This is a genomic window from Euzebyella saccharophila, from assembly GCF_014855495.1.
Classification (GTDB): Bacteria; Bacteroidota; Bacteroidia; order Flavobacteriales; family Flavobacteriaceae; genus Euzebyella; species Euzebyella saccharophila.
This window is the reverse complement of sequence record NZ_JACYFJ010000005.1, coordinates 151650-167123: the sequence shown is the minus strand read 5'-3', so window position 1 is coordinate 167123 and position 15474 is coordinate 151650. Positions and strand designations below refer to the sequence as shown.

14 protein-coding genes are annotated in these 15474 nt (G+C 33.2%); 12 read left to right on the top strand and 2 right to left on the bottom strand.

Translation table 11 applies throughout. The annotated features are described in order from the left end of the window. Positions 1-26: 26 nt before the first annotated feature. Complete coding sequence (locus tag IL355_RS15060; protein WP_192462944.1) at positions 27-1277, bottom strand: right-handed parallel beta-helix repeat-containing protein; 1251 nt, start codon at positions 1275-1277, stop codon at positions 27-29. 163 nt (positions 1278-1440) lie between these two features. On the opposite strand from IL355_RS15060, the gene IL355_RS15055 reads away from it, so the two are divergent. Further along, positions 1441-2538, top strand: coding sequence for a glycosyltransferase family 4 protein (locus tag IL355_RS15055; protein WP_192462943.1), 1098 nt, complete (start codon positions 1441-1443; stop codon positions 2536-2538). Between the two features lie 11 nt (positions 2539-2549). Further along, positions 2550-3911 (top strand): murein biosynthesis integral membrane protein MurJ, encoded by a 1362-nt coding sequence (murJ, locus tag IL355_RS15050; protein WP_192462942.1) that lies wholly within the window; start codon positions 2550-2552, stop codon positions 3909-3911. Between the two features lie 20 nt (positions 3912-3931). Here murJ and IL355_RS15045 read toward each other — a convergent pair whose 3' ends face one another. After that, entirely contained in the window at positions 3932-5017 is a 1086-nt protein-coding gene (locus tag IL355_RS15045; protein ID WP_192462941.1) for a sugar-transfer associated ATP-grasp domain-containing protein, read from the bottom strand. 702 nt (positions 5018-5719) lie between these two features. Here IL355_RS15045 and IL355_RS15040 point away from each other — a divergent pair. From IL355_RS15040 to IL355_RS14995, 10 genes are all read left to right on the top strand, one after another. Further along, on the top strand, positions 5720-6766 hold the full coding sequence (locus tag IL355_RS15040) for an O-antigen ligase family protein (protein ID WP_192462940.1): 1047 nt from the start codon (positions 5720-5722) through the stop codon (positions 6764-6766). A gap of 37 nt (positions 6767-6803) precedes the next feature. Next, the gene (locus IL355_RS15035; RefSeq protein ID WP_225621271.1) at positions 6804-7751 is read left to right on the top strand and encodes an ATP-grasp fold amidoligase family protein; all 948 of its coding nucleotides are present in this window, start codon (positions 6804-6806) and stop codon (positions 7749-7751) included. Between the two features lie 4 nt (positions 7752-7755). Beyond that, the gene (locus tag IL355_RS15030; protein ID WP_192462939.1) at positions 7756-8847 is read left to right on the top strand and encodes a glycosyltransferase family 4 protein; all 1092 of its coding nucleotides are present in this window, start codon (positions 7756-7758) and stop codon (positions 8845-8847) included. 20 nt (positions 8848-8867) lie between these two features. Continuing rightward, the gene (locus IL355_RS15025; RefSeq protein ID WP_192462938.1) at positions 8868-9776 is read left to right on the top strand and encodes an ATP-grasp fold amidoligase family protein; all 909 of its coding nucleotides are present in this window, start codon (positions 8868-8870) and stop codon (positions 9774-9776) included. Positions 9777-9778: 2 nt separating this feature from the next. Beyond that, positions 9779-10879, top strand: coding sequence for a glycosyltransferase (locus tag IL355_RS19390; protein WP_192462937.1), 1101 nt, complete (start codon positions 9779-9781; stop codon positions 10877-10879). Positions 10880-10932: 53 nt separating this feature from the next. Beyond that, positions 10933-12081 carry a glycosyltransferase family 4 protein gene (locus IL355_RS15015; RefSeq protein ID WP_192462936.1) on the top strand — a complete coding sequence of 383 codons (1149 nt, stop codon included), beginning with the start codon at positions 10933-10935 and terminating at the stop codon, positions 12079-12081. 68 nt (positions 12082-12149) lie between these two features. Further along, positions 12150-12761, top strand: a complete 612-nt coding sequence (locus IL355_RS15010) for a sugar transferase (RefSeq protein ID WP_192462935.1) — start codon at positions 12150-12152, stop codon at positions 12759-12761. Next, positions 12758-13780, top strand: coding sequence for a glycosyltransferase (locus IL355_RS15005; RefSeq protein ID WP_192462934.1), 1023 nt, complete (start codon positions 12758-12760; stop codon positions 13778-13780). The genes IL355_RS15010 and IL355_RS15005 overlap by 4 nt, the downstream gene beginning before the upstream one ends. Continuing rightward, positions 13777-14745, top strand: a complete 969-nt coding sequence (locus IL355_RS15000; protein ID WP_192462933.1) for an ATP-grasp domain-containing protein — start codon at positions 13777-13779, stop codon at positions 14743-14745. Before IL355_RS15005 ends, IL355_RS15000 begins: the two co-directional genes overlap by 4 nt. After that, the gene (locus IL355_RS14995) at positions 14729-15385 is read left to right on the top strand and encodes an HAD family hydrolase (protein ID WP_192462932.1); all 657 of its coding nucleotides are present in this window, start codon (positions 14729-14731) and stop codon (positions 15383-15385) included. The genes IL355_RS15000 and IL355_RS14995 overlap by 17 nt, the downstream gene beginning before the upstream one ends. Positions 15386-15474 lie beyond the last annotated feature (89 nt).

Here is a 15474-nt window from a genome sequence, read left to right as displayed (position 1 = left end):
GAGGAAATAATACTAATTATTTATCCTCATTTAATGACATCCAAATTAAAGTCTTCGTTCTTTTCTCTAGAATATGAAATATATTTTTCTCCTACCTTGGATACATTGTCCAATATAATTTTTCCATGTACGTCAGACACGCTCTTTAAAGTTCCCATTTTAGAACCCCTAACCACAAAGTAGGGAACATTAGTTTCGTAGGAAATAACAAGATTTTCAAAAACAAACCCACCGAGTGTATATTCACCCGTATAATAATCTGGTACCTCTAAGTAGATTACTGGATAACTTTCATCTTGACATATATTGCTCGCAACACAATTCCTAAAAATCACCCTATAGGAGTCACTCGTTTTTCTGCTATAGCATATTCCCCATTTGGAGTTTTTTATCAAACAATCCTCTAAAAGCACCGTACCCTTAACAGGATTGTTCTTTTTAGCATGAAAGACAATTTCACTTGCTACATATTTATTTTCAAAACTATGATTATTCTCTATTACGCATTCAAAAAAAGAAATATCAACTGGCTTTGAAGTATTATCCAATTTTTGTAGCGCAATGGATATACCTGAATGGTCATTATTACGAAATAGGCAATTTTTAAAAACTATATTATCCAGAATATCACTACTTGAATTTGGCTCTATATCTAATCCAGCTCCAGGCAGGGTGCCTTTGGTATTTAAGAAAGAACTGTTCTTAACCAAGACGTTCTTCCCACTTATAATAGACAAACCTTGCCTTTTATTGTTGTTAGATATGATACTATCGATAAGAATATTTTGGGAGTATTTACCATTTTTTGAACCCGATATATAAATTCCATCACCTCCAGAATCTCTTAAGGTAAGCCCTTTAATTAATATGTTATTACTACTTTTTATACTTATACAATGACGCCATTCACCATCTTGATACTCTTCCTTATTCATTACCAGTTCAGCATTGATGCCATACAATTCAATATCTCTCGAATTTTGTATTGATATCAAAGCGTCATTTTTACCCAAAAATTCGCCTTCCTTTGCGCATAGTTTTACACCATCTTCAAAAATGATTACTTTATTTGAAACATCAGTTAATTTAATAGGAAGGGAAATCCAATCCGATTTTTGTTTAGTGAAAACTATTGTGTCAAAGTTTGATTCAATTGCTTGATTGATGAATTCACTAGAATCATCGGCACTAAAACCGAAATTTGATATGTTAATTTTCTGAGCATTTAATGTTAAACTCAATATCAATGTCAATGAAATTAGAAAATTCTTTTTCATAAAAGCTCTCTCATTTGCTATAACAAAATAATAGGTATTGCCTAAAGTAATGTTAATTTTGTCATTGGGATTTATCCATTCATCTCAAACTTGATAAAAATATACAATAATTCAATCAAGTATGTTGTTTTTTAAACATGTGGAAAAATTAAGCTGAAAATTAATGAGGACAAAAAAATCTATCGCATTTACAATTGGTTCTTTAGGTACAGGAGGAGCTGAAAGAGTAGTTAGTACACTTGCTAATGAACTTATTCATTCATATAATGTCACCATCATAAATTTCTCTAAAAAGAGTCCATTTTATAAGTTAGACCCAAGGATTAACCTTGTTTATTGTCTCGAAGAATTAATGCCGAGCAAATCTATATTTGATACAATAAGATTAAATTGGCAATTGTATCTAAGAATTAAAAATATTGTAACTAATTATAAAATTCAGTTGTTAATAGGATTTTTAACTAGGGAGAATATTCTTTCCGTAATGGCTGCAAAATCCTGTAAAATACCAGTCATAATTAGTGAAAGAAATAACCCTTATAAAATGAGTTTTGGAATTCTTTGGAAACTATTATTAAGATTTAGTTATCCAAAAGCAGATTATTTAGTCATACAAACAAAGGAAATCGAACAATATTTTAAAGCTTTTGTGAAAACGGAAAAGTTAAAGATTCTGGCTAATCCAATTGCTTCTCAATTGACCAATAGCAGAACGTTCTCTTTGGAAAGAAAAAAAGTAATTTTAAATGTGGGACGTCTCAGTGAACAAAAGGCACAACACATACTCATCAAAGCCTTTGCGAATATCAAATCTGAAGGTTGGGAAGTGCATATTGTTGGAAAAGGCGGCAGACAGAGGGAGCTTCAAAATTTAATTAATCAGCTGAACATGGAAGAAAAAATTAAGTTACTACCTCCTACTAAGGAAATTGCCACATATTATAATTCTAGTTCAGTTTTTGTATTCACATCTATTTTTGAAGGGTTTCCGAATGCTTTAATTGAGGCTATGCACTTTGGTTTACCATGTATAGCAACTGACTGCCCTACGGGGCCATCAGAACTTATCAGGAATAACGAAAACGGCTATTTAATTAATGTTAATGATGTTTTGGATCTTCAAAAAAAGTTAGATACGCTAATGAATAATAAGGCTTTGCGTGATAAATTTTCCTTAAATGCTATAAATGAAGTCGATAGATTTAGAGCAAAAGAAATAGCTAAAAATTGGGAAAAATTAATATCTTCTAGTCTTGCATAGGATTGTTTTAAATGATTAATAAATTAAGAAAAATTGTTAAAGAATTTGATTTCAAATCTCTTTTTCAAAATCAGGTAATTACTAACATACTTACTGTTGGTATTTTAACTATACTTGTTAAATTTATAGGATTTTATAAGGAATCGGTAGTAGCAGCAAATTTTGGTCTTTCAGAAATCCTAGACACTTTTCTAATTGCTTCATTGGTTCCTGGTTTTATTGATACTGTTTTCCTTGGAGCGTTTAAGAACGTGTTTATACCAAGTTATGTGGCAGAATTAAAAAAAGGAAAAGAAATTTCTTCATTTCAATCTACTGGTTTTATCGTTACTTGTTTAGTCTCTTTGTTTTTTATGCTCATCGCATACCTTTTTACTGACTTTTATCTTGAAACCTTTTTTAAAGGTCATACCGAAGAATATTATTTAATGATTAAAAGACAATTTCAGTTTTTACTTCCTTGTATTTTTATTTGGGGTTTATCTTCTTTACTTAGTGGCTTGTTAAATATTTATGGAGAATTTAGATATTCCTCTCTTGGTACAGTATTCGTACCTATTTCCATAATTACTTCGTTATTTCTCCTAAGAGATTTATTGGGTTATTTAGTTTTAGCGCTAGGAACACTTTTGGGTTCAATAATTGGTTTATTATATTTCTTTTTATTGTGCAAGAGAAAAAATATCTTAAAATTATCTAGACCTGACTTCCGAAGCCAAAATGCCAAAATTATGTTTTCTCAAATTCCCGCCAAGGTTTCTTCCGGGTTTCTTACTGGAATGAACGGTGTAGTAGACCAATATTTTGCTGCACAACTGGCCATAGGTTCAATTGCTGCAATTAACTATGGAAAAAAGATGCCCGCATTTTTAATAGGTATTTTAGTTATTGCTATAACTAATGTTTTGTTACCCTATTTTTCAAAACTTATTTTAGATGACCGACAGAAATCATTTAAAATGGTATTCAAAATGATGAAAATAACATTTCTAGGTGGAACTCTTTTTGCCGTACTGGGAATATTATTTACAGATTTTTTTGTAGAATTATTTTATCAGCGCAAAGAATTTACACCTAGGGATACCGAATTAGTTTCTATAATACAGAAGATTTTCTTGATTTATATTCCCTTTACCATTGCAGGCATGATTAATGTTAATTTTCTTACCAGTATTAACAAAAATGCTTTTATGGCATATGTCTCTCTTATTGCCTTAGTGATTAATATCGTATTAGATTATATATTAATACAATACTATGGAATACTGGGTATTGCTATTTGTACGACAATAGTTGTCATTATAAAAAATATAATAATGTTCGCCTTTACCTATAAAGAAAGTAAGAAAAAGTTGCTGTTAAAAGAATACTAGAGTTTTCTTAATCATCTAGTTTATTCAAAAATGTTTGCTAGTACGGCGCCATTATTTAATTGATGCATGTTAATTCCTTGTCCAAATACATTGTATTCTATTAAAACCACATCGCCATTTTGGTCCAAAGACAAATCCCATGAAATTAATCTGAAATAAGGAATTTGCTGATGTAGAATTTTAGCAGTATTAAAAACTTTTGGTGCCAAAGGAATCGAAACACTTTCAAACTTCAATCCCGAACTATTAGAATAAAATTTTTCACCCTCCTTATTGTAACCTACATTATTCAATTTTCCGTAAGTATTTATTCCGCATACAAAACCACCTCCTGCAACATTGTCAGTAACAGAACCTTTCTTTCCCATCCTAACTAATGAAGATAGAATTTGTACTTCATTGCTTTTGTTTAGAAAGGACATCACCCTTAAAGTATTAATGGATGAGCTGTTAAGTATAGCCATACTTTCGTGCTGCAGTACCTGCCTTTGGACTATAAAGTCTTTTTCGTATTTAATAAATAACCTTTCTAAAACAATTTCTAGATTATTACCGTCATCTTTTTTTACAAGAACTACGTCTTTACCCCCCCATGTTTCAATAGTTGGTTTTAGTATCAGATTTTCATTTATTAAACACTCTTTTAAAGCTTCATCAAATGAAATAATCTTATTTCCTTTAAGAAAAAATCCGTTTATGTTTTTCACCACAGTCTCAGGTTGTTTTACACCAAAAAACAACTTTTCTAACAAATTTTTATCAGCCAATATACGTTTATCAAAATTGCCGTTCAGCAAAGGTTCTAAATGGATGTAATATATGTTTTCAGGTACATATTTTGCAGAAAAAATCCCGTTACAATCTGTAAAGTATTTATGCCATAATGTACTTACTTTCCCAAATTTTTTTTCAGAATAAAATGCTTTGATTTCTCTTTTATGATCATTTGATAGACTCTTACGCGGTTTTAGCTTTAGCAGATTTCTAATCTTCATTTTCAATTTCAAATTTGTATAACCAGCCTTTAATTTTTTAAAATAAAAGTGATGAATTTTTGATTCTAAACTTTTAAAAAAACTAAATAAACGTATAGTATATTTACCCATTTTTTTCCTATAAGATTTTATGAATTAGTTCAAAATTAACTTTCAACTAAAATTGCGAAACTTTTAATATTTCACAAATTATATTAAGAATATTTTATTTTAGGGGTTAAAAAAACATTATCCTTGGATTTAGAGAGCAATTATTCCAAAAAGTCCTTTTATGTTTAAAATTATAACTCGGGTCTCGATATAGGTGTTTGATTTCATTTTTGGTTTTCGTACAGATATGTACATAAATCCTAAAAATTTAATTTCATACAATATCACGCAAAGGCTATAAATTCTCAGTTCATTAATCTACTATTTGAACTGCCCCGATGCAAAATAACAAAGGCCAAGCAAAACATAGCAATGAAGTTATTTCATACCTACCTTTCTTATGAATTATGCATCATCTCAAATATATAATTAACCTAAAAACAGTAATTGGGCTCAGTTTAACTAATTAAATTTGCCCAAGAATATTATCGAACTATTTTTGCCAAAAATGATAATCAAGTATCTTAAATCTCAATATCGATTAAGAAAATAAAAGAATATGATTGTTCTTTTTTAAATAGAAAAGAATATTCATTCCTAATCTCTGTATTTATTATTCACAGTATTTAATTTATGAGTAAAAGCGTAAAGGTAATTAGGTACTTAATATTAATCTTAATACTGTGGAATTTACCTAGTTATTTGAGAGCTTATTTTAGTCCCATGCTAGGCTCACTTAGCAGTTATGCTTCCACCTTATTATTGGTTATATATTTTCTTTTTGCTAAAAGTAGAGTTTCAATACCAATACCTTTTTTAATTCTGACTCTTTTATATTTTATTTTTAGTGGTTTAAATCCTATTTACGGAATCGGGGAAAATGATCTCTTAAAAGAATTTGTGAGGTCAATTGTCGTCGTACTTTTTTCTGCTCAAGTTTTAAAGGATAGTACAAAAAAAGAAATCTATTACATCTTATTGATAGGAGCGAGTTCCATCATAATTAACGCGGTGATTTTTCCTCTTGCTAATGCAAATTTTTATCCAACATACGGCAGATATAGCGGCTTTTATTTAAATCCCAATTTTGCAGGATCAATTTGCGTTATCGGTTATGCCCTTAGTTATTTGATAAAACACTCCGTCTTACGATTAAGTGGTCAGTTCATTTTGACTATTGCCGGGGTATTTACTTTCTCTAGAACTTTCATATTGATTTGGCTGTTAATCAACATCATAGCCATAATTAGAAGTAAAAAAAATTTGGTAACTCCAATTGTAGGGGCTGGAGCATTCATCTTCTTTTTTACAATTTCAAGTATGCTCTCTTTAAATGAAGAAAGGTTTAATGCCATTGAAAGCATATTTAGTAGCGACAAGGAAGTTCAAACGGAAACTCTAGAGGAGGACTCTAGAACTCAAACTTGGGCAATTTATACAGATTTTATTTTAGAAAAACCTTTTTTTGGAAATGGGTATTATTCATTTCAAACCAAAGCCCCCGGTTTACCTGGAGTTCATAACGCCTATTTAATGATCTTCGGAGAATCTGGAATTATACCTTTTTCAATAATGTTAGGCATTTATACTTTTATACTTTTCCAAAGCCTTAAAACCTTTAAACATAATCCGGAAAATTTTTATTTAGCGTTTGCAATTACCATATTTCTACTTACAGGGCACGGATACTTTGATAACTACTGCAACATTTTCTTAAGTATTTTCGCATATTTAAATGTAAAGAAGCTTCAAAAAAATATTTTGGCTTAAAATAATTTTTAAAGGAGCTTTTAGAAAATAAATTTATATGAAAAAAATTTTAAAAAAAATCAGTAAATCTGGTGCAGTAGGTAAATACATAATTCAGATAGGTTTGAGTCTATACAACTATTATTGGACACATATAGTTTCTGATAAAAAGGTAATAAATAAAATGTTTTTGCAGGCCTTTGGAAGAAAAGTTAATTTTCAACAGCCAATTACGTTAAATGAAAAAATAAATTGGTTAAAAATAAATGACCGCTCTCCACTACATACCCGTTGCGTAGACAAATATGCTGTAAGAGAATATATTTCTGAAAAAATTGGTGAGGAATACTTGGTTCCACTGTATTTCAGAACGTCATATTCTGAGGAAATTACAAACGATAATCTCCCTGATAAACCTTGTATAATCAAAACCAATCATGATAGCGGTGGTGGATACTTCGTAAAAAACAAAAAAGATGTTGACTTAAACATCATAAGAATAAAATTAAGAAATAGGTTGAGAAAAAACTATTATTATAAATATTCTAGAGAATGGCAGTACAAAAACATAAAACCATGTGTAATTGTAGAAAGTCTTCTTCAAACGAAGGATGGAAAAATTCCCATGGATTATAAATTACATTGCTTTAATGGAAAGGTAAGAATGATTCAGGTTGATATTGACAGAGGAACGGAATACCATTATAGAAATTGGTATGATATTCATTGGAAAAGAGAACCATATAGATGGTCTTCAAAAAAAGGTCAAAACAAGTTTACCGACCCCGCAAATTATGATGTCGCTCCTCCAGAAAGTCTTAAGCAAATGATTAAACTTTCAGAATTACTCGCAAAACCTTTTGTATATGTTAGAGTAGATTGGTACGATGTAGATGGAAAGCTATATTTTGGTGAAATCACTTTTCATCATGACAGCGGTTACGCACCCATAATTCCTGAAAAATACGATATTCAACTAGGTAAAGAACTAGTTTTACAAAATTAGAAAAATGAAAATAGATTTTTTAATCAATAAAATGAGCGGTGGTGGTGCAGAAAGAGTAGTTAGCTTATTAGCCAACCACCTTTCAAAAAAAGGTTTGGAAATAAGAATAATTACCTTTACAGGTAGTGACAATTATGAATTAGAACCTGAAATTAAAAGAATAAAATTACATAATCATCCATTATTTCATTCTGTTGTTGTTAATGGCTTCTTTAGCTTGCTTAGCTTTTACAGGAAAAAAGAAAATCGTCCAGATATTATGAGTTCACATATAACTCTTCTATCTTTCTGTACAATACCAATAGCTAAAATCTTTAATATTAAAATAATCATCTCAGAACACATTAACCACAGCTACAGCAATAATTTAATCAAGAGAATTCTCCGCGAAAAAATTTATCGATTTGCAGATTTAATTACCGTCCTAACATCTTACGATGTACCATACTTCAGAAAAAATCATAAAAATGTTCAATTGTTACCAAACCCATGCACCTTTGTAAGGGTTGAGGAATATGAAATTACCTCTAGACCTAAAAATAAAACAAAAGTTATTTTGGCTATAGGGGATTTAAACCGATATCATCATAAAGGCTTTGACAACTTGATTGAAATTGCCGAAAAAGTTTTGCCCGATTTAAAAGATTGGAAGTTAAAAATTGTTGGCGGTGGAGATGAGGGTCTTGAGAAATTAAGTCAAATAGTTCATGACAAAGGCCTTGAGGAGCAAATTATTTTTACTGGGTTTAGAAGCGATATTAGAGAGCTGCTGAAACAATCAGAAATATTCATATTGCCATCAAGATTTGAAGGACTACCTATGACTCTTTTAGAAGCCATGTCCCAAGGTGTTTGTTGTATTGCCTATGATTGTATTTCTGGCCCATCTGATATCATTTCACATAAAGAAAACGGTTGGTTGGTTGAAAATCAAAATATTTCGGAAATGGCCAATTCACTAGAGCATTTAATGTTGAATACTTCCTTACGAAAAAAACTTGCAATTGAAGCTCCAAATGCGCTAAATAAATTTGATATTAATCTAATAGGCGACCAATGGTTAGCACATTTTGAGAATTTACTTAATTCAAAATAATTACAGTCAAAAGAATAATAATGTTCAAGTTTTTCAGAAATTTATATTACAATACCCGTTTAGGAAAAATTTTAATATTTCCTCTACTAAAACTTAGAAATGTAATCATTCCGGAAACAATACTTATAAAAACTAGATTTAAACGTTCTCTAGGTTATTCATTGAATTTGACCAAACCTACAACATATAATGAAAAACTTCAATGGCTAAAAGTCAACGATAGAAGTGATTTGCATATTAAATGTGCAGATAAGTACATGGTCAGAAGTTATATAGAGTCAAATATCGGGAAAAAATACCTTATCCCATTAGTTTACCAAACATTAGATGCTAATGAAATCACCTCTAGTATTTTACCAGAATATCCATTTATTGTTAAAACTAATCATGATAGTGGAGGTGTTTGGGTGATTAGGGATAAATCTAAAATAGATTTAGCTGACCTCAAAAAAGAATGGAAAAAAAATCTTAAAAAGAACTACGATTCGGGAAAAGGAGAATGGCAGTATAAGCAAATCCAACCAAGGTTAGTGATTGAAAAATTACTTTTAGATAAAAACAATGAAATACCATCCGACTTCAAATTCCATTGCCTTAATGGCAAAGTCGCCTTTATCCAAGTGGATTTGAATCGAGCAACAAATCATAAAAGAAATTTATATGACCCAAAATGGAATTTATTACCATTCACGATTAGATATTCAAATGGTATAAATATTGAAAGACCTAAATCGCTTGATAAAATGATCGCCATTGCCGAAAAGTTAGCTAAGGATTTTATCTGTGTAAGAGTAGACCTTTATTTAGTAATGGGAAAAATTTACTTTGGTGAACTCACCTTCCATCCAGGTGCTGGTTTTGATAAATTCACTCCAATGGAGTGGGATTATAAATTTGGGAAAATGCTTCAATTACCAATCGAAAAGTAATTGTGTTATACAATATTTATAAAACTTGGCTCCTTGTCCTTCCTACTGATAGTATTCAGGGGTCTGAACATATTGTTCAAAGTTTTGGAAGGTTTGTTCTACAAAAAGGTCATAAATGCAAGGTGATTATTCTCACCAAAAAACATAGTAAGGGCTGGGTACCTTTGGAGCAAGAAATGGAAGTGACCTATTTCAATTTTTCTTCTTATTTCTTAGGCGCTTTTTGGCTCATCCCCTACCTTTTATTGAAGAATAATAAGAACATAACCCACTCATTTTCCTCCCAAACCATCATCAATGGAACTTTAGGGCTGGCCAAAAGACTGAGAGTTTTAAATGCCCATGTAATCGTTAGGGAATCCAATTCTATCTTTGAATTGCTAAAAGGGTATAAATTAAAAATTTATAGTCTTTTTTATCATTTGGGATACAAAGGTAGCTCCTTGGTCATTACCCAGACGGACTATATGAAGAATCAGTTGGTTAGTTCATTACCACAACTTTCAAAAAAGCTCCATATAAAAACCATACCCAATCCTTTTAATTTTCAAGATATAAATTCGAAAAAGGCGGCGCTTGAACCTTTCTATCAAAATACAAAGTTTATTGTGGCCGCTGGCAGATTGGCCCCTGCCAAAGGTTTTGATATACTTATAGACGCCTTTGGCAGGCTCACAGAACAGAATCCACATTTACATTTGGTTATCTTGGGAGAAGGACCGCAAAGAGAACGTCTTAACCACCAAATTAACGCACATGGCTTAACAGACCGTATTCATATGCCAGGTTATGTAAACAATGTCTATAGTTTTTTTGAGAAGGCGGAGGTATGTGTACTTTCTTCTAGAATAGAAGGTTTTCCCAATGTACTTTTGCAAATGATGTCTCAAAATACTGCTGTTGTTGCCACCCTAAGTGCTGGTGGTATAGATGAAATACCTCAAATTTACACGTGTCCAACAGAGAATAAAGAAGCCCTTATCATTGCCATACAAAAAGCTTTAAAGGAAGATACTACTAACAATAGACCTATCTTTGATGCATACCTGAAGGCTAGGACTTGGGAAAATTTTTATTCAGAAATGGTTATGCACCTTCCTTAAAGGGTATATTTCTAAAAGGAGAGGTACAAAAAAATTAATTACTTAACAATCGTATGCCCAAATCAAGAATACTACTAGTCGCTTCCTTAGATATGTCCCTATTAAACTTTAGGGGAGATTTAATTAAACACTTAATAGCCAATGGTTATGAAGTGGTTTGTGCCGCTCCTAATTTTTCGCAAGAAAATACTAATAAGATAGAAGAGCTGGGCGCTCATTGTGAGGAGTTTAGTTTACAACGTACCGGTCTTAACCCCTTAAAGGATTATGGAAGTATTCAAGAATTAAAGCAAATCATTAGAAAAAATAAAATCGATTTAGTTTTTCCATATACCATAAAACCCGTGGTGTATAGTTCTATTGCAGCTAGGTCACTGAATGTTCCTGTTGTTTCCCTTATCACTGGTCTTGGATTCACCTTTAGCGGCGTTTCTACCAAAGCAAAAATATTACAACGTATTACAGAGAGCTTGTACCGGTACGCACTGCGAAGTAACAAAATGGTTATTTTTCAAAATAAGGACGACCAAGCGCTCTTTTTGGAAAAGAAAATTATATCCCGGTCCCAGAAAACCAGAGTGGTAGATGGGTCTGGTATTAATTTGGATTGGTTTTCCTTTCACCCCAGGGTTTCTAAAGCAACCATCGATTTTGTAATCGTAGGTAGGTTAATGAAAGAAAAGGGCGTTAATCTGTTGGTGGAGGTAGCCAAAGAATTACGCAGCACCTATACACAATCGAGATTTCACTTTATTGGAGGCCCTAGCGTTACTGGTAGCGGTGGCATTAGCGAAGAGGAATTTAAAAAATTACATGAGCAAGATATAATCATCTACCATGGAAAATCAAATGATGTAGCAGGTTTACTAGCAAAAATGGACGTCTTTGTTTTGCCTACCTATTACAGAGAAGGTGTGCCTCGTTCCATTTTAGAAGCGCTTTCCTCCGGTATGCCCATAATTACTACCAATACACCCGGCTGTAAAGAAACAGTGGTAGAAGGTATAAATGGTTTTTTAATTGAACCAAAACTAAGGGAGCCCCTACAGAATGCCGTAAAATACTTTATAGACAATCCTGAGAAAATTCAAGAAATGGGTTTGGAGAGTCGAAAGTTGGCAGAATCAAAATTTGATGTCCAAATTATCAATTCGCACATTCTCGACTCCATCAAATATATACTTAATAACCAAAAAACTTGATCTTCGTCTAGGTATGGGTATTATTAAAAATAATTATGTTTATTTTGCCCTACCTATGCAAACAGCCCATGTACAAGCATTTTTTTAAGCGAATTTTTGATTTTTTTATCGCCCTTTTTGTCTTGCTGCTGGCTTCGCCCGTTATTCTATTGGTTATGCTATTTCTAGGATTGGCCAACAAAGGCAGCATCTTCTTTACCCAACAGCGACCGGGCAAAAATGAAAAGGTCTTTAAGATCTGGAAGTTTAAAACCATGAACGACCAAAAGGATGCAGCGGGCAACCTGCTACCGGATGAAGTACGCTTGACAACTGCCGGTAAATTTGTTAGAAAAACATCTTTGGACGAACTTCCCCAACTTTTTAATGTTCTCAAGGGAGATATGAGCCTTATAGGTCCACGACCATTATTGGTTTCGTATCTTCCCCTTTATAACGCACACCAAAAGAGAAGGCATGAAGTACGCCCGGGCATCACAGGTTGGGCCCAGGTAAATGGCCGTAATGCCATCTCGTGGGAGAAAAAATTCGAGTATGATGTCTATTATGTAGACCATCGGTCTTTTTTGCTAGACCTAAAAATTATCTTTTTGACCATTCAAAAAGTGATTAAAAGTGATGGCATCAGCTCTAGCACAAGTGCAACCATGGAAGTATTTACCGGTACCAAACAACTATGAAATTAAGCGTCATCATCCCTTGTTATAACATGGAACTGTATCTGCAAGAATGTGTAGACAGTTTGTTGGACCAAAATCTAAAGCCTTCAGAATACGAGATTATCATCGTCAATGACGAATCAAAGGACCGCACCTTAGAAATTGCCAATGAATATGCTAGCAAGTATAATCATGTAAAAATAATTAACAAGAAAAATGCCGGAGTAGGTGCCGCCAGAAACTCGGGTTATGACAGGGCGCAAGGGGAGTACATTTATTTTATGGATCCGGATGACTATTTGGCCCAGAATACGGTTCCGCTTTTGTTGTCAATGATGGATTCCAATTCATTGGACATTCTCAGCTTTAAGACCAAATCGGTCTTTGAGACCAAGTACCCTATTTCAGACACCAATTTAGAAGAAGTACCTGATAACTTAAACGTTACCGACGGAATTACGTATATCGCCAACAAAAAGTACCAAAATGAAATATGGTGGTATATCATCAGAAGAGACTTTATAAAAGCTACGGGCATCCGATTTATTGAAGGCAAATGGATGGAAGATGCGATATTGACCGCCGAGCTGTTCTGTGAAGCAAAACGAATGGCACATATTGATTTGGATGTGCACCGCTATCGTATTTTGCCAACTTCAGCCATGCGTAACAAGAGCAGGGAGCATTACAACAAGGTAATTTATGATAATGCCAATGCCGCCCACGTCTATTATGAATTAATGGAACGGCTTCCGAAAGACCACCCCAATGCGAAAGCATGCCTCAAACGTCTTAAGACCAGGCAACAGTCTTTTGTTTTTTTCCTTTTAGTGCGACTGATGAAATCCGATATTTCGGTGGGGGAAATCCCAAAAATGCTCGATGGGTTTGAAAAAATAGACGCCTATCCCCTTAAAAAATTCTTGGGACCCGATTATCACGGTTTTAGTTATTCCTTTTTGGTTTTTATCTTTAACCGTAAACCACTTATCAATCCGTTTATTAAAATTTTTAGGTCATTCTATAACCTGTTTAAATGAATATTCTTATTTCTTCTGCCGGAAGGCGCGTTTCCCTTGTTAGGGCATTTCAAAAAGAACTTAAGAAACTGTTTCCCAATGGGAAGGTTTTTGCGGCAGACGCCAACCCTGTTCTTTCCGCGGCATGCCAAATAGCGGACGGACATTTTAAGGTTCCCTATTTATCGGACTCCACTTATTTTAAGGTATTGATTAAAGAATGCCAGGATAACGATATTAAATTGATAGTTCCTACTATAGATACCGAACTTCTTATGCTCGCAGAAAACAGGGAGCTGTTGGAAGAAAATGGGATCACCCCCGTTATTGCATCAAAGGAGTTTGTCTCCAAATGCCGTGATAAACGGGAAATACACAAGTTTTTTGAATCTCATGGAGTATCGGTAGCCAAGGAATTTTCAAAAAAGGACTACCAACTTCCTTTGTTTATCAAACCGATTGACGGAAGTAGAAGCGTCGATACCTACTTAATTAAAGATGAAAGTGAGTTGACCGACTACCACTTTGAAAACGAAAAATTGATGTTTTTGGAGTACCTAGACCATAATGAATTCAATGAATTTACTTGCGACCTATACTACGGCAGGGACCACCAACTTAAATGTGTGGTACCCAGAAAAAGATTAGAGGTTAGAGATGGGGAGGTGTATAAGGCCCTAACAGTTCATAATAAGCTTGTGCCCTACATTCGTGAAAAACTGGCTAAAGTAGATGGAGCTGTAGGCTGCCTAACTGCCCAATTCTTTCTGCACAATGAAAACGATAAAATTTACGCCATAGAAATCAATCCTAGATTTGGTGGTGGCTACCCCCTCTCCTATCTATCAGGGGCCAATTATCCCAAATGGATTATTAAAGAATATTTTCTCGGGGAGGCCATTGAAGAATCGTTCGATATTTGGGAAAAAGACCTTTTGATGATTCGCTATGACGACGAAATTTTAGTGCATGGATATAAAGGTTAATAACAAAATCGTCATTGTTTTTGATTTAGATGACACCTTGTACAACGAAATTAGCTATTTACGATCGGCCTATCAGGAAATTGCCCAAAAAGTAGATGCGAACAATTGGGAAATTCTTTACGCCAAAATGTTCTCCTTATACCGATGCGGAGAAAATGTTTTTCAGTACATCTCTGAGCAGTATTCAATAGACATACAAGAATTGATTTCCCTCTATAGAAACCATGTGCCCAACATTAAACCTTTCAAAGGGGTTAGTTCCTTATTTGAAGACATTAAAAAAGCCGGAGGAAAAATTGGATTGATCACTGACGGTCGGAGTCGAACCCAACGAAATAAATTAGAAGCCTTGGGTCTTATAAAATACTTTGACGAAATTATTATTTCTGAAGAAATAGGAAGTGAAAAGCCCAATGAAGCCAATTACAAGGCCATTGAAAAGGCATATCCAGATTGCCTTTATTGTTACATTGCAGATAATATTAGAAAAGACTTTATATCCCCTAATAAATTAGGATGGCAGTCTATTGGAATTCTCGATAATGGCCTTAACATACATTTTGACGGTCATTTATATATGAACAAACCTTTTATGCCCAAATACTTTGTTAATTCTGTGGCAGATATCAATATTACCTAATGTAGAAGTAGCGCTCAGCTAGGTTGTATCTAAAAATTTAAAAACTAAAAATCCCCGATATGAATAAAAAATTACCGTTTATCGAAAAT